Here is an 18,588-nt window from a genome sequence, read left to right as displayed (position 1 = left end):
GTCCTCAGGCCTTATCCCTTCGGCCTCCTTAAAGTACAGCAACGCGGTCGCGCAGAGCGACCCGTTGCGCTAGCTACTGAACCCATTCAGGACCAGCGCGACTACCACCACTTGCGGCAGTGTGAGCAGGGGCAAAAACAGCGCAATCTTCCACGACCGCGTGGCATCTTTCAGCACCATAATTTCCGTGTAATCGGTACTGACGCCGGTCATTAGGAAGCCGAAGCTATTGCCGGGTGCAGCGGCGCGGGTAAAGATATCGGCAGCAATCGGGGTGGAGCCTTCTGAGCAAACTTCCAGCACCGTGGCAGCAATCAAAGTTACCGCCAACCCTAATGCCGTTGGGCCAAAGTACTGACTGAAATAATCCGGCGGCACGAAGGTGCGAATCAGCGCTGCCAGCAGTATGCCGAACATCAACCAGCGTATGACCATGCGGGATTCTCTCACCCCATCCTTCACAAATTGCCACCAACCCGCGCGGGTGTAATTGCCCTGGGCCAGCGCGGTGCGGGCAGCGGGCCAGAATTGGAAATCGTCGTCCAATGGGGTGGAATTGGGGTTGGCAGGCAAGGTGCCGCGCTTAACCAGCGCATCGAACATCAAGCCGGTTGCAATAGCAATGACTGCCGACAGCAGAATAAATGCGATGGTCCAGCCGAAGCCGATCAGCGCAATCAGAATGAGTGTCAGCGAGAACGAATTCCAGGGGCTGGCAATGAGAAACGCCATCACCTGACCGATGGAGGCACCGCGTTCATAGAGCTTTGCGCCAACCATCAAAATACCGTGGCTGCACAGGTCCAGCAGTAAACCGGCGCCGGTCGCGCGCAACATGCCGTTGAACCCGCCGTGGGTGCCCAGCACGGACATCACCAGGTCTCGCGGAACCTTGCTGAGCAACGCAACCATAAATACGCCGAGCACAAGGCCCCATGCCATGGTGTTGAGTAGATCGTAGATGGCATGGCTCATGGTGAGCAGTGCATTTGCCGTGTGTTCAACCCCAAGATAGCTAGCGAACAGGTAGTTGGCGTAGCCGACCAGCACGCCCGTTAACGAGCCCCAGAGCAAGTAATCGATGCGGCCCTTGGGCGTGTCGCAACAACTGGAGGTAGATTTTGTGCTGTTCGCTGCAGGACTACTGGTGCTGCCACAACAACTGCTGACGGTCGCCGCGCTGGACGCCGACGCGGTGCTTTGACTGCTGGCCGATGCACTGCTGGAACAACAGCTATCCTGCGTGCTGGCTTTAGCCTGGGATTGATGATCGCTGGCGGACGTGTGGCAGGATACCGTATCGCCGCTGGCACTGGCGTGGGCCACGGCCTGGCCTTCTTGACTGGAGCTACAACAGGTTTTGGACACAAATCCTCCTATTGGAGAGTAAATGGCTGAGCCCGTGTGGGCGGAGCGCGGAAACTATGCAGGCGGGCGAGTTAGCCTGCGCGTGGTCAAAAAGCGGGAGCTGGGCTAATGCTATGCTCTTGGCTCAGCAATGCAAGGAGTCCTTATGATCGCACAGTTAAAAATTCCGCTTCGCTTGGGGGTCGTGTTGGCATTGTCGACAGGTGCGCTTGGCAGCGCTGCAGCACCCAGCCCTGAATCGATCTACAACGCCTATTGTATTGCCTGCCACGGTGCTGACATGAATCAGGGGCTCGGCGGTAGCCTGGTAGACGCAGAATGGAAGCATGCACAAACCGATGCGCAAATCGCCAACCTTATCCGCACCGGGTTGCCAGCGAAAGGTATGCCGGCTTTTGGCAAGATGCTGGATGATGCCCAGGTAGAGGGGTTAGTGACGTTGATTCGCAGTAAGGCAGAATCCCCGGCTAAAACGGAATAACCGTACAAGCAGCCGTATCAAAAAACTTACTTAGAGTAATTTACGCTGTACCGGACGTGGCGCTTGCGGTAAAGGGTGGTCGATCTTTTGCACCAAATCGCCCAAACGAATTTCGCCTCCACACAGTATTTTCGCGCATAACCCACCGTAGCCCAGCATTGCGGCAACCGCGCCTTTCCCTAATGTCGATTCCATTCGTGAGCAGGGGTGACACAAGGCACCCGCCTCGATTATAACCTGCGAACCTACCCGAATCTGTTGGTAGCGCAGTGCATTTAGATTAACGCCGCTAACCACCAGATTGCGGCGCAAAAGTGCTGGCGGAATCTCGTTGAGCCCCAGGTGACCGCAAATCTGTGTAATAAACTCACGGCTGATCAAGGTGACCTGCCGCCCGGAGCCGGGAGTTTTGGCTATGCGGTGGTCCCCCTCCAGGCCGCGCTCCGCAATTGCCCGCACGGCGTCCACCTCGACAATTTCGCCTTTATGTTTGCTGCGCAAGCCGATCCACTCCAGCTTGCCGGCAGGAAGATCGCGACATAAACGGCCGATCAGGTGTTGCTGGCTCATAAGCGAAATCCCAAATGCTGCTCTATGCTTAATTAGTGTATGGTTTTAGCGACGTATTTTGTGCCATGTTTGCAGCCCCCAAAGCAATCCTAGTAATTGAAGACAACCCCGACAATCAGCAGCTGGTAACCTGGATTCTCGAAGACGAAGGCTACCAGGTGGCTTGCGCGGATACTGCCGAGGACGGCCTGGCGCTGTTAGAAGATACTCGCTTTGACCTGATTTTGATGGATATTTCCCTCCCGGGTATGGATGGCAAAGAAGCCACCCAGCAGATCCGCAACACACCGCACCTTAAAGACATTCCGATTTTGGCGCTCACGGCGCACGCGGTGCAAGGAGAGCGCGAAGCAATCGTTGCCAGCGGTGTCGACGGCCTAATGACCAAACCACTGGACGAAGAAGAGCTTCTGAAAACGCTGTTTAGTCTGTTCAACCCCGAGCCAACATAGCTAAGGCCATCTTGTCGCGTTCTGGCCAACGATAGATTTCCACTGTAGCCGCGCTTTCGTATGTTTCAGCGGATGCGCTGTCCATGGCGACCGACACCACCTGCCCACCCTGTGACCAGCTGAGCCAGGCCACCCCAGTGCCGTGTTCGTCTTGCGAGGTGCGTACCCGCCAGGGTTGCGCATCGCGCTCGAGGGCGATGCGCAAGTGGCGAGCAGCGCGAACAATACTGCTATCGCGCAATTTCACCTGGCTTTCCAGCAGCGTCCACAGCAGGGTAAACACCTGTGCTTTGTCCGCTGATGGAGCGCTGTGCACGGCAGTCGCGGTGGCAGCGTTGAGAAAATGCTCGGGCGACTCCCATGCCCGGTTCTTTCTGCCGCGGTCCATGTCTTCTATATCAACCCCAATGGGGTGCGATGCGATAGCCACTGCCACCGCACCGCGACAGTGTGAAATGCTGAACTGCAGGTTGGGTACGGTTGGCAGGAAAGGTTTGCCGTTTTCCGTGTATGCGAAGTTTACCTGTGTAAGGCTAACGCCAAGCTGGTCGGCGAGTAAGCGCTTACACATAAACCGCGCCTGGAGAAAGCGTACAGCGGCAGGTTCACGCATACGGCTTACCCGCGCGCACTCGTCTTGGTCGAGAAAATCCGCGTATGAATCCTCAGAAAACGACGTGAAATCCGCCGCATTACAAATGTGCAACTGGAGCATGGTAAGGTTGAGTGGTGGTGATCGGTGGGATTATGCCTCGGCGTCATCGGTATCCACAACGCAGCGGTTGCGGCCATCGGCCTTGGCCTGGTAGAGCGCTTTGTCGGCCCGTTGAAACGCAGTTTCAATCGTATCGTCGCTGCGGAATGCCGAGATACCGAACGATAGGGTGATTTTGACCGGGTCGTCGCCGAAGCGAAAGGCGGCCTTGGCCACTGCAGCGCGAATTTTGTCGAGCACCGAGCGACTTTGGCTCGCACTGGTTTCAGGTAGCAAGATCACGAACTCCTCGCCACCGTAGCGCGCGACGAAGTCCACTTTGCGCAGGCGCGTGGAAATCAAGCGAGCGATCAGCTTTAACACCCTGTCGCCAGTCTGGTGGCCGAAATTGTCGTTAATCTTTTTGAAGTGGTCGATATCGCACACGGCAATGCCGAGCGGCCGGCTGTAGCGGGTGAAGCGGCGATACTCCTGGTACACCCGTTCGTTGTACGCCTCCCGGTTAGGCAGGCCAGTGAGGCTGTCGTGGGTTGCCCGGTAGCGTTCTTCTTCGAGCAGTTCCTTGGTTTTACTGGATTCGCTTTCTATCGACTCCACCTTCGCCAGCAGTGCCTGTAATTGGTCGCTCAGGTTGGCGTTTTCCGCCCGCAGGTGTCCACTATGGAATTCGGCCAGCGCTTTGTGGATAACGTCAAGATGGTTAGTCACCGCTTGCTTCAGACTCTGAATTTCGGTACTGGCGGCTAGCGAGGCGTGGATTTTCTCCACTTCGTCGCCGACTTTTTTACTCAGGGTTTGCGCTGCCTGCTGGACTTGGTTCTCCTGCTCCAACGCAATACCCAGCACATCAGAAATACTGCGCAGCTCGGCGTTCACTTGCAGCAGGTATTGGCTGAACTCCCGATCGACGTCCAGGTAGCGCTGCATCAGAATATCGCGCAGGTCGTCCAGAGTGACCGCAAGGGCAAACCAATCGAGCCCACGCTGTATCCGGGCGCGGACGATATCCACCTTGTGGCGCACGATATCGTTTGGCTCGATAGACTCCACCAGGTTGCGCAGGGTGCGACAAATGCGCTCAGCGACCTTGTCGAAATCGTCCTCAGCCAGCAGATGATTGGCTGGTTTCAAGGGCGCGGGCACAGTGTTCAGATCAGCGCCGCCGGCGGGCGCAAGCTGTAAGTTTTCATCGGTGAGTTCAGCGCTGACGGACTTGCGTTGCAGCTCCGGGGTTTCCACCGATTCAGCGCGGGACTGCACGGTACGCCCGCCTCTGAGGCGCTGCCAGAAACCCGCCTTGGGGTTCATCGCCGCTTCCAGCGCCGCTTGCTGGAGCAGCGTCACTTCGCCGAGAACAAGAGGGTAACTGCGGTAATTGTGGAGTGATTGCTCCATCGCCCTTGCCGCCGATTGCACCTTGCGTGCGAGGTCATCGGGCAGTTGCAGTACCAACAGGCCCTCGAGCATTGCGCGCATTTTACCGGCGGCGGTACTGTGTTCGCTGTCGCGCAGGCGCTCGAACTGGATTACCGCTTTTTGCACCCGTTCAAACTGATCGACAACCTGATGCCCACTGGCGCCGCGCATGCGATCTTTCAGCAGCAGTAGCTCGGCATCAAGGGTTTTGTCTAAACCCTGTGCAGCCGCTGCCAGATGATTTAGCGCCTTGCGCAACATTTCCAATTGAAACTGAAATTGCTTTTCTTGCCGTTCCTGGTCTGCCAGCGCTTGGAGGTACTTCTCTTTGTAACTACCACCCGCTGTTTCCACCATGCCCGGCCCCTTTTATTGGCGTTTCAAATAGGGCAAGTATAGACCTGCGCAGGCAGGGCGCGCAGCTGCAGCACAGACGGGTTGAGGTTAAGTGGCGGATAACAGCTTGTGGTCTTCGCTAAAGCGCCAGTGGGGTTCAAAGTCAATTTCAAATAAGTGTCCATCCGGGCAGGTGAAAAAGCCATTAACCCCCCAGGGGGTGCGGGTCACGGGCTTTACGATTGGCGCGCCTGCAGACTTTGCGCGCGCCAGGCATTCGGCAACGGCATCCGGTGTATCTACCAAATAGGCGAAAGCCGCGCCCCGGTAGCCGGTAGGCGGCTGCTGTTGGTGACCAAAAACTTCTTTGCTGAAATGCTGCCAGCTGAGCAGGCCCAGCGCATAGCCACCCATATCGATGCGGACAAATCCGTCGTCTGAACTTGCGCAGGCACGCCAGCCGAGACTGGCAAAGAATGCCCGACTGCGAGCAAGGTCGGCGACGCCGAGGAGGACTAGATGAAGCCGTTGGCGCAATGGGCGGGCGTTGCCGGTAAAGTCGGGCAAACGGGTTCCGGGGGCGCATTGCAAGATATCCATATGTACTCTCCTCTGGCGTAATGGTGTTAAGTGACGCCCCGGAACTGGTTGAAGGGGGTCACCATTGCAATCAGTGTAATTGTTTGTTTTTATTTACTAATTAGACAAATATTAAATTGTTAATTAGGCAATAACTAATAATGGAATCTTTGCCCTGCACGCTTGCCGAACTGCGCCAATTCGTCGCGGTAGTCGAGACCGGTGGCTTTACCGCTGCCGCACACCGGCTGCATCAAACCACTGCCTCGGTAAGCCTGGCGATCAAGCGCATGGAGACCCAGCTGGGGGCGCGATTGTTCGAGCGCAGTACGCGCAATCTGCAGCTGACTGAGCAGGGCGCCCAGTTCTACCAGGTGAGTAAGCGAACGCTGAGTGTGTTACAGGAAGGTGTCGAATCACTGCGGGTGAGTCAGGATGCGGTGCGGGGGCCGCTGGTGATTGCCGCTCCCGGCGATCTGGCACTGACACTGCTCGGGCGCATGCTGCGCGAGTTTCAGCATAAATTTCCGGAAGTGGCACTGGATCTCAGGGTAAGCGATTCCGTCAGCGGTGTTGTGGGAGAAGGTATTGATCTGGCATTGCGATACGGTCCCCTACCCGACTCCGAATTGGTCGCGCGCGAATTACACACGGGTCGAAGGCTGCTGTGCGCCAGCCCCGACTACCTTAACCGCGCAGGTGTTCCGCGATCCCTGGCCGATCTCAGCGAGCACCGCTGCCTGTGTTTTCGCCGCAGTGGTCGCGCTGATACCCAGTGGCAATTTATGCAAGAGGGTGAGCGGTTTGCGGTGACGGTGAACTGCGCACTGGTGACGGATAACAGCGCGGTCGCGCGCGACTGGGCGCTGGCCGGCGAGGGCCTGGTGTATAAATCCGGGTTGGATGTGTACGATGATATAGCGGCGGGGAGGTTGCGAACGGTACTAACTGACTATCAGGGAATACAAACACCGCTTTTTGCGGTCTATGCCGGTGCTCAGTATCAGCCGCGTCGGTTGCGTGAACTGCTGGCGTTTTTGCAGGCGGCTTTTGCCCGGATACCCGATTGAGAGACAAAAATCCCGGGACCAGCCCGGGATTTTTGTCTGAAATGGCAGTTAGTTGCGGTTACTTGCGCTCACGCTTGATCTTGTCGATCAGGAAATTTGCCACCTGGAACATTTGCTCGTGGCCACCAGCGGAACCGGTAGTGATTTTGTAGCGGCCATCAACCATCAATTCAGGTGTACCCCGCAAACCGGCAGCGCGTGCACGCGCATCTCCGGCCTGAACCTGGCTGGTGACACCAAAGGACGAATAGGCCTTTTTAAAATCGTCCTCTTTCACGCCAAAGGTGGTGAACAGCTCGGCCATCTCGTCGACTGTGCCCAGGCGCTTTCGTTTTACATGGATGGTGTCGAAGACCACTGGGTGGGCTTTGTCCCAAACGCCCAGCGCTTTGGCGGCGTAGAAGGTGCGCGCATAGTGCTCCCAGGCTTTGTTAAATACCGCCGGGGTTTGCACAAATTCGACGCCGGCAGGCATGGTGTTCTTTTCCCAGGCATGCACCGCGGTTTCAAAATGGAAGCAATGAATGCAGCCGTACGAGAAAAATTCGGTAACTTCGATTTTGTCTCCGGAAACGGTTTTTACGGGCTCGGCGAGGACGGTGTACTCGCGTCCTTCCTGGTACTGCACCTGCACAAAATTGCCCGCGGGGCTGTCTGCGGCTTCGGCGCGAGCAATTAGCGATGGGGTGACAGATGCGACAGACGCATCCTTATCGCCACAGGCGCCTAAAAATAATACAAGAGCGATGAGTGCTGCAATGTGTCGCATGGGAGTTCTCCTAGCGGTTGCTTATCGTTGTTATGGGCTCGAACGGCCACAGCGTTTAAGGACAGAAAAAAGGCAGGAAAATTCCCGGCAAAAAGGTGGCCTGCGCTAATTTGTGAGCGCAGGCACAAGGGGCTATTAATTCAGGCCCGCGATAAAGTTGGCTACTGCGTCGATTTCTGCGTCACTCATGTGCTGGGCAACGCCGCGCATAATCATTGCATCGCCGTCATTGGTGCGATTACCCGCGCGGAAATCACGCAATTGTTTGGCGATGTAGTCCGCGTGCTGGCCGCTCAGATGAGGAAAGCCTGCGGGCGAATTACCTGCGCCGGTCGGAGAGTGACAGCCACTACAGGCCGGAACACTGGATTCCTGGTTGCCTGCACGGTAGATTTTTGCACCGAGATCCAGGCTGCTCACCTGTACACCGGAGTTGAGTTGAACTTTGGTGTCTTTCGAGCCAGACAGCTGGGTGGTTTTGCTGGCGAAGAATGCCGCGATGTTTTCCAGGTCGGTTTGGCTCAGGTTGTCGAGTTGACCAGCCATTTGAGGAATGCTGCGCGCGCCGGATTTAACGTCCATCATTTGCTTTAGCAGGTACTTTTCGCCTTGGCCGGCAAGCTTTGGGAACATCGAGACAGCGCTGTTGCCGTCGGCACCGTGACAAGCGGAGCAAGCGGCTACCAGCTTGGCACCTTCTTTGGCATCTCCGGCAAAAACCGCATTGGCGAATAGCGCCGTGCTCAGCAAACCGAGAGAGAAAAACATGCTACGAATTGGGTTCTTCATTGTTGTATCCGTTATTTAGCGTCGTTTGGCTGTGATTTCGCGGGTTGGTGCTGGCCGAGACAACCGGAACCGGGAGGAAATTTTACGCTAGAATGGCGCCCGGGTTGCAGCCGTGTGGGTTCAGCCCTTTAAAAAGTAGGCGCATTATACCCATTGTGCCTGTCTATCACACCACCAAAACCTATCCGGACCTTGTCGATGACGGAAATCAACTTCCGAAATGCTCAATTTCTAATCAGTGCGCCCTCCCTGCGTGAATGTCCCGCCGAAGAAGGTGCTGAGGTGGCCTTTGCCGGCCGCTCCAATGCAGGCAAGTCCAGTGCTATCAACTGCCTTACCAACAATGGCAAGCTGGCGCGCACCAGTAAAACGCCGGGTCGGACCCAGCTAATCAACTTTTTCTCGCTCGGTCAGGGTGCTCAGCAGCGGCTGGTGGATTTGCCGGGTTATGGCTACGCCAAGGTACCTCTGGCCACCAAGCGCGAGTGGCAGGCGCATCTTTCGGAATATTTATACAAACGCAAGTGCTTGCGGGGCCTGGTGTTACTCATGGATATTCGCCACCCGATGCAGGAATTCGACACCATGATGCTGAACTGGGCCGTAGACGCCAACATGCCCGTGCACCTGCTGCTGACCAAATCGGACAAGCTCAAGCGCGGCGCGGCTAACAATACGCTGTTGCAGGTTAATCGTTCACTGAAAGAATCCGGCGTACAGGACCTGGTGAGTGCGCAGATTTTTTCTTCGCTGAAGAATGTTGGCGTACAGCAACTGGAGCAGGTTATCACCGGTTGGCTCAACCTCCCTGCCGGCGAAGACGAAGCATCCGTTAAAAATTAACCGTAATAAAACCTCCCCGGTTTTTATGATTAAAAATTCTTTTTAACCCCGTTTTTTTGCGCTTGAAAAAAAATTCCCCAACCCTACTTTGTGCTTGAGCTCGCGCAACCGCGAGTTTCAAGCAACGCAGGGTAGCCGCACACGGTGCCTTGTTATTGTCTTTGTTTCGTATTGCTTCAACTGGAGGATATGTTATGAACACAATCGATCTTTCCCCTCTCTACCGCAACAGCATTGGCTTCGACCGTATGGCATCACTCCTTGATGCCGCACTGCGAAACGATCCTGTTTCATCCGGTTATCCACCCTATAACATTGAAGCGCTGGACGAAAACCGCTACGCCATTACTCTGGCGGTTGCCGGTTTTAGCGAGCGTGAATTAACGTTAAGCGTGGAAAACGGTGTACTCGCTGTTCGCGGAGAAAAAGCCAAAGATGACTCCCGCAAATATCTCCATCAGGGTATTGCCAATCGTTCGTTCGAACGCAAATTCAACCTGGCGGAATATGTGGAAGTGACTGGCGCCGATATGGCGAATGGGTTACTCACCATTAATCTGGTGAAGAATATTCCAGAAGCCATGAAGCCGCGCACCATCGCCATCAACCAGAGCGATGACAGTCGCAGCTTGTCGCACGAGTCGGTACAAGCCGCTTGATGTGAACTCGGTCGATGGTCGCGCCCTTTCGGCGCGGCCGTCTTTTTCTCCGTTAGCCCTCTTTTTTGGTCTGGAGGTAAAGCGATGAATATTCAGCAATTAAATCCCTGGAACTGGTTTAAACACGAACAAAATAACGTAGCAAAGGCACAGGTGCCGGTGCAGAAAAGTTCGGCCCACAAGAGTCCACTCGCCGAAGATGAAACTTTTCCTCCAATCCTGCGTCTACATCGGGAAATCGACCGTCTGTTTGACGATGTATTTTCCGGTTTTGGTTTTGGCAGCGCACCGGCTAATTTACTGCAGGGCATTTCCGGTAGCGGATTTAACCCGCAGATTACCATCGCCGGTGGTGATCGCCATTACGATATTGAACTGGAAGTGCCTGGGTTAGGCGAACAGGATCTAAGCGTGGAATTGCAAGGCGATCTGTTGCTGATTCGTGGCGAAAAACAGGAAACATCTGAAAGCGACGACAAACATTTTTATCGCGTGGAGCGCCGCTACGGCAAATTTCAACGCACGTTGAACCTGCCTGCCGATGCCAATCGCGATGATATTACTGCAGAGCTGAAAAATGGCGTACTTAAACTGTCCATTGCTCGCACTGCGGTGGCACCCAAGGATGTGAAAAAAATCGCCATCCATTAACTGTGAGTATGGCGCCCTCTGGGGCGCCATTTTTGTTCCAGGAGATTAACATGTTAAACAGACCTCAGCTAAGGCAGTGGTTAATCGTCGCTTGTGCCTTACTTATGGGAGCTGCATCCACGCCGGGCTTCGCCGCTCTACCCATGACAGATTCTCAGGGTGAACAGTTGCCGTCGCTGGCTCCCATGCTGAAAAAAGTCAATTCTGCCGTGGTCAATATTGCCACTTATTCTACCTTGCAATACAAAGAAAACCCGCTGCTTAACGATCCGTTCTTTCGCCGTTTTTTTAATGTGCCCGACGATTACCAGCAGCAACAGCCTCGTTCGCGCAAGCAGCAACAGAGCGCGGGTTCTGGGGTGATAGTTAATGCCAAAGACGGAATCGTAATGACCAATTTTCACGTGGTGAAAGACGCGGAAGAAGTGATGGTCAGCCTTATTGACGGCCGCGCGTTTAAAGCTGAAGTCTTAGGTAAAGATCCAGGCCTCGATATCGCTGTTTTAAAAATCGATGCCGACGATTTAACTGATATTCCGCTGGCCAATTCCAGCGAGATGGAAGTGGGCGATTTTGTGGTCGCTATCGGCAACCCGTTCGGCCTTGGCCAAACAGTCACCACCGGTGTGGTGAGCGCGCTGGGTCGCAGTGGCTTGGGCATTGAAGGCTTCGAGAATTTTATTCAAACCGATGCATCGATTAACCCCGGTAATTCCGGTGGTGCACTGGTAAATTTACGCGGCGAACTCATCGGCATTAACACGGCGATTATTGCACCCGCCGGTGGTAACGTAGGTATTGGTTTTGCTATCCCCATAAACATGGCCGAAGCCAGCATGACGCAAATTCTTGATCACGGCGAGGTGCGTCGCGGGCAAATTGGTGTCGGTATTCAGGACATTACGCCAGATTTACGTCAGGCATTTAATCTGGATAAAGGCGTGCACGGTGTGCTGATAACCAACGTGCTCGAAGACTCTCCAGCGGAAGACGCCGGTTTGAAATCTGGCGACATCATTATTGGTGTCGACAAGGAAAAAACATTGTCTGCGGGTCAGTTGCGCAGCCAGCTTGGCATGGTGCCCGTGGGCGACAAAGTGAAATTGACTGTATTGCGCAACGGCAAAACCAAAACCATCACCACCAAGGTGGGGTCGCCAGATGATGTATTGGCATCCAATACAGAGATGCATCCTTTGCTGGAAGGTGCGAAGTTTGAAGAGAGCCAGGACCCTTCCGCGATCGAAGTGGTGTCGCTTGCACCAAGTTCGGTTGCTGCTGCAAGTGGCTTGCGCCCCGGCGATCTCATCACCAGTGTGAATCGCATTCGCGTGAAGAGCCTGGCGGAATTTAAACAGGCACTGGATTCCAACAAAGATTCGATCCTGCTGCATGTGAATCGCCGCGGTGGCTCGTTCTATCTCGTTATCCGCTAGTTTATCCGGGGGCGTCGCTAGCGGCGCTCCTATCTCTACTTGCTAATCCCTTCCCCGCGTACCCGTCAATTCCCAATCTATTTATCGCTGCTAGGCTTGTTTCACTGCTGGACTTGTTTCGCTGCGAGCTAGCCTTTGGCGATTCGTCCGCAACCTGTCGCTCACGCCAGGCTTGGCAAGATAGGTCGTCTATTGTTGTTGGAGAATCGCGCCATGCGGCCAGATGCAGAGTGCGGGCACCACAGCCACCCGCCAATTCAGCTAGTGCACTACCAGCCAAGATATGCTGTGGCGTGCAGCGCACTGGTGCGGGCGAGTTTCGAGCGGTTTGTTGCCGCGGATATCAGCCCAGAGGGACAGAACCATTTTTTCAGCATTGTTGCCCGCGTGCTCGGTGACGACTATGCCGCATATACTACCTTCTGTGCGCTGCGCAATGAGGAGCCAGTCGGCATCATTTCAATGCGCGAGAAGTGTCATTTAAGCCTGTTTTTTTGTGATCCAGGGAGCATGGGCCATGGCCTGGGGCGGATGATGCTCGCGGCACTGGAGCGGCACCTCATCAGCGCGCACCCGACGGGCTGTGAACTTACCGTGAATTCGTCACTGTTTGCCGTTAACATTTATCGCCGGCTGGGGTTTGAGGTGTGCGGTGAACCCACATCGAACAATGGCATCCTTTTTCAATCGATGGTGAAATTTATCCAGCCCCCGGAGCACGCTTCCTTAAACGATAACCTGTGACCGGTAGAGCGAGCGATTCCAGAAGGTTTGGTTAGATGCTAACCGAGCGCCGCATTTGCTTTGCCGGCGTATTTAAACAGTGCGTTAACTGCTGACGCCAAAGGACTACAATTATGAAATTGTTAATTATTATCGCTTTAACCATCGCTATGGTGTTCACCACTCGCCTGGTCAGAGACTGGATGATCCGCCTCGGCCAAAAAAAATCAGTGGATGCTTACAGGGTAAGCTACATTACCAAAACCCTTAATTTTGCGATTTTGATCGTATTCGTAATGATTATTGTGAGCTTTCTGGGGCTTCAGTATTCGCAAGTGACTATTTTCCTTTCATCCATTTTCGCGGTGTTGGGGGTAGCGCTGTTTGCGCAGTGGTCCATTCTTTCTAACATTACCGCGAGTTTAATTATATTTTTCAGTTTTCCTTACCGGGTGGGTGAACACATCAAGGTTGTTGATAAAGACGATGATATCAGCGGTACTGTTGAGGGGATTGGCCTGTTCCATGTAATTATTCGCCGTGGCGACGACCTGATCACCTATCCCAACACGTTAATTTTACAAAAAGCGGTAATTAAAAAGTCGGATACTGCGGTACCTGCGCCTGCCGCGCCTTTAGACGAAAACTAAGCCTCAACCCGCTTTTACTACAGGAAATAATCCATGGCTGCAGGAAGCCTTCTCGCGCTGCTCGACGATATTGTGACCGTCCTGGACGACGTGTCGGTAATGACTAAGGTTGCGGCAAAAAAAACCGCAGGTGTGCTGGGCGACGACCTGGCGCTCAATGCTGAGCAGGTCAGCGGTGTTCGTGCCGAACGGGAGCTGCCCGTGGTGTGGGTAGTTTTTAAAGGTTCGGTGCTCAACAAAATTATTCTGGTTCCCGCTGCACTATTGATTAGCGCCTTGGCGCCATGGCTGGTGACTTACTTGCTAATGCTGGGCGGGTTATACCTCTGTTACGAGGGCGTCGAAAAAGTTTGGCATGCTATCGCACACAGAGATGCGAATGCGGCACACAATGAAGAACTGAAACAAACGTTACGCAACCCGCAGGGCGATCTAAAAGCGTTTGAAGAACAAAAAATCAAAGGGGCCATTCGCACCGACTTTGTTTTGTCTGCGGAAATTATTGTAATCGCCTTGGGAACTGTGGCTGCAGCCAGTTTTCTTAATCAGGTGATTGTCGTCAGCCTTATAGCAGCGGTAATGACGGTGGGTGTTTATGGCGTGGTGGCTTTTATCGTTAAGTTGGATGACATGGGTCTGGCGCTGATGCAACGTCGGGGCACTAGCCGGTGGGCAAAATTGAAACGGCGATTTGGCGCAGCCCTGCTGGCGTTTTGCCCCTGGTTGATGAAAGGGCTCTCGGTGCTGGGTACCGCAGCCATGTTTTTGGTGGGTGGCGGCATATTGGTACACGGGATCGGCATCCTGCACCACCTGGTGGAGCATTTGCATCTACCGTGGCCTGGATTAATGAACATCTTACTCAATTTAATTGTTGGCCTGGTTACCGGCAGCCTGGCTCTGTTAATCATGACTGGCATCCAGCGCCTGCGTGGCGCCTAAGGTGGCAAGTGCTCAATTGATATCGAAGCACGACTATTTTTTGGAGACAAACTATGCAATATCGACGACTTGGTAAAACTGGCCTGCAATTGAGTGCCCTTTCTCTCGGTTCCTGGGTCACGTTCGGCAAGCAGGTACATCTGGATGCCGCAACCGCCATGATGAAAACTGCGTTCGAACTGGGTGTGAATTTTTTTGACAATGCCGAAGGCTATGAGCAGGGCTCATCGGAAAAAGTCATGGGGGAGGCTTTGCAAGCGCTGGGTTTGCCGCGCGACGAGTTCTGCGTGTCCAGCAAAGTATTTTGGGGCGGTAAAAAGCCGACCCAGTTAGGCTTGAGCGCAAAGCATGTAACCGATGCCTGTCACGCTGCACTTAAACGCCTGAAAGTTGATTATCTGGACCTGTATTTCTGCCATCGTCCAGACCTGCATACCCCTATTGAAGAAACCGTCCGCGCTATGCATAACCTGATTCTGCAGGGCAAAGTGCTCTATTGGGGTACTTCCGAATGGAGTGCGGCACAAATTGTGGAGGCGCACCGGGTCGCGGCGCTCTACAACCTGACGCCACCGGTTATGGAACAACCGCAATACAACCTGTTTGAGCGCGACAAGGTCGAGGCGGAGTATCGCGACCTGTACACCACTGTGGGGCTGGGAACCACGGTGTGGTCACCCCTGGCCAGCGGGGTCCTTACCGGCAAATACAACGAAGGTTTAGGTTCGGATGGTCGCTTGAGCCTGCCTGGGTATGAGTGGCTGCGCGCGCTATACGAATCCGACGAAGGCAAGGCGAAGCTGGCAAAAGCGAAAGCATTGGGCGGGCTGGCGAAAGAGATCGGTGTGTCTATGCATCATCTGGCTCTGGCCTGGTGTTTAACAAACCCTAATGTATCCACTGTTATTTTGGGTGCGTCTAAAACCAGTCAGCTGGAAGATAATATTAAAGCGCTCGACGTCGAGTTAGGTGACGATGTGGTTGCGAAAATCGAGGACATCATGCAGAACAAGCCCGCTGAACCGACGGACTGGACAAAAAATTAAAAAGATTTTGAACTTCCCTGGGGGTGCTTAGTCTGAGTTAATAAGCAAGCGATGCTTGCCGGTTTCCTCCCAAGTTTACTTGATAGATTATGCTTCCCCAAGAGCGATAGCGATAGCCCTAAGTCTTTGTGGTTTAGGGCTCTTTTTTTATTTGAGTTTCACCCAGCGCCTCTTTTCGAACCGCGTTTCGCCACTATTCATCATTTTTTGTACCCCGAAAAGCCGTCTTTGATTTTTAACCTTCGCTTTTATCTAATTTGAAGGAAAGGCTTGTGCAAACGCAACGGGAAACCAAACATCTTGGGCAAACAAGGCTGGCGATAAAGGCCGGTGTTATTCTTATACTTTCTTTGTGTTTATTAATACCCTTATCAATGATCCGGGGGCAAATTAATGAACGCGGTAATTACCTGCAGCAGGTTAAGCGCGACATTGCCAGCAGCTGGACGGGCAACCAGACGCTACTGACGCCGGTATTAGTCCAGCCCTACACAACCCAGCCGAGCAGCGGCGACAGCCCGCCTAAAACACGTTATAAGCTGATTCCACTGCTTGAATCGCAACTGTTGGTCGACGCTACGGTGGAAATGCGCGCACGCGGCATCTATCGCGTGCCTGTGTACACCGCAGATGTGGTGATAAGCGGGCGCGTTGATCGTGCGCACTGGGGGCAGTCGATCAAAGATTTGCTGGCGAAAAAAAATGTGACATCGGTTCTGCCGGCTTATATCGCGGTGGGAGTGAGCGATCAGCGCGGAATAGATAACAGCATTGGCGTGCAAGTTGGTGAGCAAAGCGTAAAGGCCACGCCAGGGACCGGTATCGCTGATTATGAGGGCGGCTTCAGCTTCCAGCTACCACAAGCGCAAAACCAGGATGAATTGACAGCCATCGCAACAGCTTTTGCAGGACCTAAACCCGTTAACGCCATTGGACAAAATTCCAGCGCTGAAAAAGATCAGTTTGTAGTGAATTTCGCCATGCGCGGGATGAGCAATTTACGTTTAATTCCCACCGCAAGTAGTTTAAATGTTCGCTTGCATTCTCGCTGGCCCCACCCTAAATTCCACGGTGCTTTTTTACCGCAAGAAAAAAATATTACGCCGCAAGGATTTAGCGCAGCCTGGCGAGTTAATGGCTTTAATGCCAATAGCGAGGAGCGCTTGCAAAGCTGTAGTGACAGTGGCTGTAAAGCACTGGCAGATACCGGGTTTGGCGTTGAACTATTTCAACCTGTGGACGCGTACTTGCAAACGGAGCGTGCATTGAAATATGGCATCCTGTTTATCGCGATCTGCTTTGCCGCGTTTTTTATTTTTGAATCGGTGGGCGGAATTAATATCCACCCAATTCAATATGCGCTGGTGGGCGTTACCTTGGCGATTTTTTATTTACTCCTGCTCGCACTCGCGGAACACATCCCCTTTTACGCGGCTTACACTATTGCGGCAGGCAGCTGCTGTTTACTCTTGCTCGAGTATCTCAGTGCAATGTTGGGGCGGCGTCGGCGCGCGGCGATTTTTTGCGGTTGTCTGGCCGTGTTGTACGCCAAGCTCTATGTCATTTTGCAAATGGAAGATTTTGCTCTGCTGATGGGTAGCTTGATGATGTTCGCGTTGCTGGCGCTATTGATGATAACAACGCGGAATATTCGGTGGCACGAAGCAACGGCGCAAAAGACGTCAGCCTTATTGCCGACTGCTCGTTGACTCAGCGGGTTCCGCGGCGGATCATAGCCGCCTTTTCTGCGAGGGGTTGCTATGACCTGGGATGTTATTGTCATTGGAGCCGGGGCGGCGGGCCTTATGTGTGCCGCTACCGCTGGTGCGCGCGGTCGACGGGTTTTAGTGGTTGACCACGCCAACAAGGCCGGCAAAAAAATTCTGATGTCTGGCGGTGGGCGCTGCAACTTTACCAACATGGAGATTGCAGCCAGCAACTACCGCTCGCAGAACCCCCACTTTTGCAAATCCGCGCTGAGCCGCTACACCCAGTGGGATTTTATTGGCCTGGTCGGCCAGCATGGCATTCCCTACCATGAAAAAGAATTGGGCCAGTTATTCTGCGATAACAAAGCCAGTGACATCCTGTCGATGCTCCTCGCGCAATGCGACACTAGCGGCGTAGAACTGCGTCTTAACACCACTGTCTGTGAGGTGAGCAAAACCGACGCAGGTTTTACACTGCTCGCCAACGACCACAAGCTCTTTTGTGAATCTCTGGTGGTGGCAACCGGGGGGCTTTCGATTCCGACGATGGGAGCCACAGGGTTTGGCTACGAATTAGCGCAGCAGTTTGGCTTAACGCTCACTTCCCGGGTACCTTCGCTGGTGCCGTTTACACTTTCTGGCAAGTGGCTTGAGTTTGCCAAAGGGTTGGCAGGGGTAAGCCTTACCGCAAGCGTTACCACGGCGAAAATTGCGTTCACCAATCAATTGCTTTTCACCCATCGCGGTTTGAGCGGCCCGGCAGTCCTGCAGGCCAGTAATTATTGGGAATTGGGTGAGCCAATTAGCATTGACCTGCTGCCCGGCGCATCATTAAAAAATCAGATGGCCGAATGGCACGCGGCAGGCAATAAACAAACGCTCAAAAATTGCCTGAGTCAGATGTTGCCGAAACGCTTTGTCGAAAGCTGGTTAGACATTGCAGGCAGCAACAAGCCGGTTAACCAGTACACGCCCAAAGAAATAGACGCACTGCACCAACAACTGCACTGCTGGCAACTCACCCCGTCTGGCACGGAAGGCTATCGCACGGCCGAGGTGACCCGCGGCGGCATCGACACGGATCAGATTTCCTCTAAAACCTTTGAAGCGAAAAATGTTAAAGGCTTGTATTTTATTGGCGAAGTGCTCGACGTAACGGGTTGGCTTGGCGGGTATAACTTTCAATGGGCCTGGGCGTCCGGGTGGTGTGCCGGTGGTGTGGTGTAGGTGGTGTGGTATAGCTGGATAAAAAACTGATGCGTATCAAACGCAATAAATAAAATCCATGATTAATTTTTAACTAATTTGAATGCGGGCTAGGGCCGTTTAATACAAATTCAATGCATTCTGTTGCGGCTAAAATTTCGCTATCAAGTGCTGCGGC

At 53.8% G+C, this 18,588-nt stretch carries 20 protein-coding genes; 13 read left to right on the top strand and 7 right to left on the bottom strand.

The genetic code is table 11. The features are described 5' to 3' along the window. Positions 1 to 69: 69 nt before the first annotated feature. Positions 70 to 1,368, bottom strand: a complete 1,299-nt coding sequence (locus tag TERTU_RS20640) for a permease (RefSeq protein WP_015819422.1) — start codon at positions 1,366 to 1,368, stop codon at positions 70 to 72. Between the two features lie 145 nt (positions 1,369 to 1,513). On the opposite strand from TERTU_RS20640, the gene TERTU_RS20635 reads away from it, so the two are divergent. Then, positions 1,514 to 1,849, top strand: a complete 336-nt coding sequence (locus TERTU_RS20635) for a c-type cytochrome (protein WP_015820135.1) — start codon at positions 1,514 to 1,516, stop codon at positions 1,847 to 1,849. Between the two features lie 30 nt (positions 1,850 to 1,879). Here TERTU_RS20635 and TERTU_RS20630 read toward each other — a convergent pair whose 3' ends face one another. Beyond that, the gene (locus TERTU_RS20630; RefSeq protein ID WP_015819228.1) at positions 1,880 to 2,419 is read right to left on the bottom strand and encodes an MOSC domain-containing protein; all 540 of its coding nucleotides are present in this window, start codon (positions 2,417 to 2,419) and stop codon (positions 1,880 to 1,882) included. A 65-nt stretch (positions 2,420 to 2,484) separates the two neighbouring features. On the opposite strand from TERTU_RS20630, the gene TERTU_RS20625 reads away from it, so the two are divergent. Next, on the top strand, positions 2,485 to 2,871 hold the full coding sequence (locus tag TERTU_RS20625; RefSeq protein WP_015817870.1) for a response regulator: 387 nt from the start codon (positions 2,485 to 2,487) through the stop codon (positions 2,869 to 2,871). Here the strand turns inward: TERTU_RS20625 and TERTU_RS20620 are convergent. The 3 genes from TERTU_RS20620 to TERTU_RS20610 form a co-directional block, all read right to left on the bottom strand. After that, the gene (locus tag TERTU_RS20620) at positions 2,852 to 3,586 is read right to left on the bottom strand and encodes a 4'-phosphopantetheinyl transferase family protein (protein ID WP_015818435.1); all 735 of its coding nucleotides are present in this window, start codon (positions 3,584 to 3,586) and stop codon (positions 2,852 to 2,854) included. The genes TERTU_RS20625 and TERTU_RS20620 overlap by 20 nt on opposite strands. Before the next feature lie 30 nt (positions 3,587 to 3,616). Continuing rightward, complete coding sequence (locus TERTU_RS20615; protein ID WP_015817427.1) at positions 3,617 to 5,359, bottom strand: GGDEF domain-containing protein; 1,743 nt, start codon at positions 5,357 to 5,359, stop codon at positions 3,617 to 3,619. Between the two features lie 87 nt (positions 5,360 to 5,446). Further along, a complete protein-coding gene (locus TERTU_RS20610; RefSeq protein ID WP_015817083.1) occupies positions 5,447 to 5,938 on the bottom strand; it encodes a VOC family protein in 492 nt (163 codons plus the stop codon). 140 nt (positions 5,939 to 6,078) lie between these two features. Between TERTU_RS20610 and TERTU_RS20605 the strand changes: the two genes are divergently transcribed. Continuing rightward, on the top strand, positions 6,079 to 6,987 hold the full coding sequence (locus TERTU_RS20605; protein ID WP_015820333.1) for a LysR family transcriptional regulator: 909 nt from the start codon (positions 6,079 to 6,081) through the stop codon (positions 6,985 to 6,987). A 58-nt stretch (positions 6,988 to 7,045) separates the two neighbouring features. Here TERTU_RS20605 and TERTU_RS20600 read toward each other — a convergent pair whose 3' ends face one another. Beyond that, positions 7,046 to 7,756 carry a thiol:disulfide interchange protein DsbA/DsbL gene (locus tag TERTU_RS20600; RefSeq protein ID WP_015819875.1) on the bottom strand — a complete coding sequence of 237 codons (711 nt, stop codon included), beginning with the start codon at positions 7,754 to 7,756 and terminating at the stop codon, positions 7,046 to 7,048. 135 nt (positions 7,757 to 7,891) lie between these two features. After that, positions 7,892 to 8,545, bottom strand: coding sequence for a c-type cytochrome (locus TERTU_RS20595; RefSeq protein ID WP_015818350.1), 654 nt, complete (start codon positions 8,543 to 8,545; stop codon positions 7,892 to 7,894). A gap of 198 nt (positions 8,546 to 8,743) precedes the next feature. On the opposite strand from TERTU_RS20595, the gene yihA reads away from it, so the two are divergent. The 10 genes from yihA (at position 8,744) to TERTU_RS20545 (ending at position 18,431) form a co-directional block, all read left to right on the top strand. Beyond that, positions 8,744 to 9,388, top strand: coding sequence for a ribosome biogenesis GTP-binding protein YihA/YsxC (gene yihA / locus TERTU_RS20590; RefSeq protein ID WP_015817931.1), 645 nt, complete (start codon positions 8,744 to 8,746; stop codon positions 9,386 to 9,388). A gap of 194 nt (positions 9,389 to 9,582) precedes the next feature. Then, complete coding sequence (locus TERTU_RS20585; protein WP_015817470.1) at positions 9,583 to 10,047, top strand: Hsp20 family protein; 465 nt, start codon at positions 9,583 to 9,585, stop codon at positions 10,045 to 10,047. Between the two features lie 84 nt (positions 10,048 to 10,131). Continuing rightward, positions 10,132 to 10,698, top strand: a complete 567-nt coding sequence (locus TERTU_RS20580; RefSeq protein ID WP_015819109.1) for an Hsp20/alpha crystallin family protein — start codon at positions 10,132 to 10,134, stop codon at positions 10,696 to 10,698. Positions 10,699 to 10,748: 50 nt separating this feature from the next. Beyond that, positions 10,749 to 12,134, top strand: a complete 1,386-nt coding sequence (locus TERTU_RS20575; RefSeq protein ID WP_015820715.1) for a DegQ family serine endoprotease — start codon at positions 10,749 to 10,751, stop codon at positions 12,132 to 12,134. Between the two features lie 213 nt (positions 12,135 to 12,347). After that, positions 12,348 to 12,878 carry a GNAT family N-acetyltransferase gene (locus TERTU_RS20570; RefSeq protein ID WP_015817551.1) on the top strand — a complete coding sequence of 177 codons (531 nt, stop codon included), beginning with the start codon at positions 12,348 to 12,350 and terminating at the stop codon, positions 12,876 to 12,878. 113 nt (positions 12,879 to 12,991) lie between these two features. Continuing rightward, positions 12,992 to 13,507 carry a mechanosensitive ion channel family protein gene (locus TERTU_RS20565; RefSeq protein ID WP_015817078.1) on the top strand — a complete coding sequence of 172 codons (516 nt, stop codon included), beginning with the start codon at positions 12,992 to 12,994 and terminating at the stop codon, positions 13,505 to 13,507. A 33-nt stretch (positions 13,508 to 13,540) separates the two neighbouring features. Further along, positions 13,541 to 14,449, top strand: coding sequence for a DUF808 domain-containing protein (locus TERTU_RS20560; protein WP_015818747.1), 909 nt, complete (start codon positions 13,541 to 13,543; stop codon positions 14,447 to 14,449). Positions 14,450 to 14,502: 53 nt separating this feature from the next. Further along, positions 14,503 to 15,495 (top strand): aldo/keto reductase, encoded by a 993-nt coding sequence (locus TERTU_RS20555; protein WP_015818394.1) that lies wholly within the window; start codon positions 14,503 to 14,505, stop codon positions 15,493 to 15,495. A 272-nt stretch (positions 15,496 to 15,767) separates the two neighbouring features. Continuing rightward, positions 15,768 to 17,204 carry a cell envelope integrity protein CreD gene (gene creD, locus TERTU_RS20550; protein ID WP_015819423.1) on the top strand — a complete coding sequence of 479 codons (1,437 nt, stop codon included), beginning with the start codon at positions 15,768 to 15,770 and terminating at the stop codon, positions 17,202 to 17,204. A gap of 51 nt (positions 17,205 to 17,255) precedes the next feature. Next, positions 17,256 to 18,431, top strand: coding sequence for a BaiN/RdsA family NAD(P)/FAD-dependent oxidoreductase (locus TERTU_RS20545; protein ID WP_015819026.1), 1,176 nt, complete (start codon positions 17,256 to 17,258; stop codon positions 18,429 to 18,431). The last annotated feature ends 157 nt before the right edge of the window (positions 18,432 to 18,588 follow it).

The sequence above is a fragment of the Teredinibacter turnerae T7901 genome (genome assembly GCF_000023025.1).
GTDB lineage: Bacteria > Pseudomonadota > Gammaproteobacteria > Pseudomonadales > Cellvibrionaceae > Teredinibacter > Teredinibacter turnerae_B.
The sequence above is the reverse complement of the archived record's forward strand: the minus strand, read 5'-3'. Positions and strand labels throughout refer to the sequence as shown.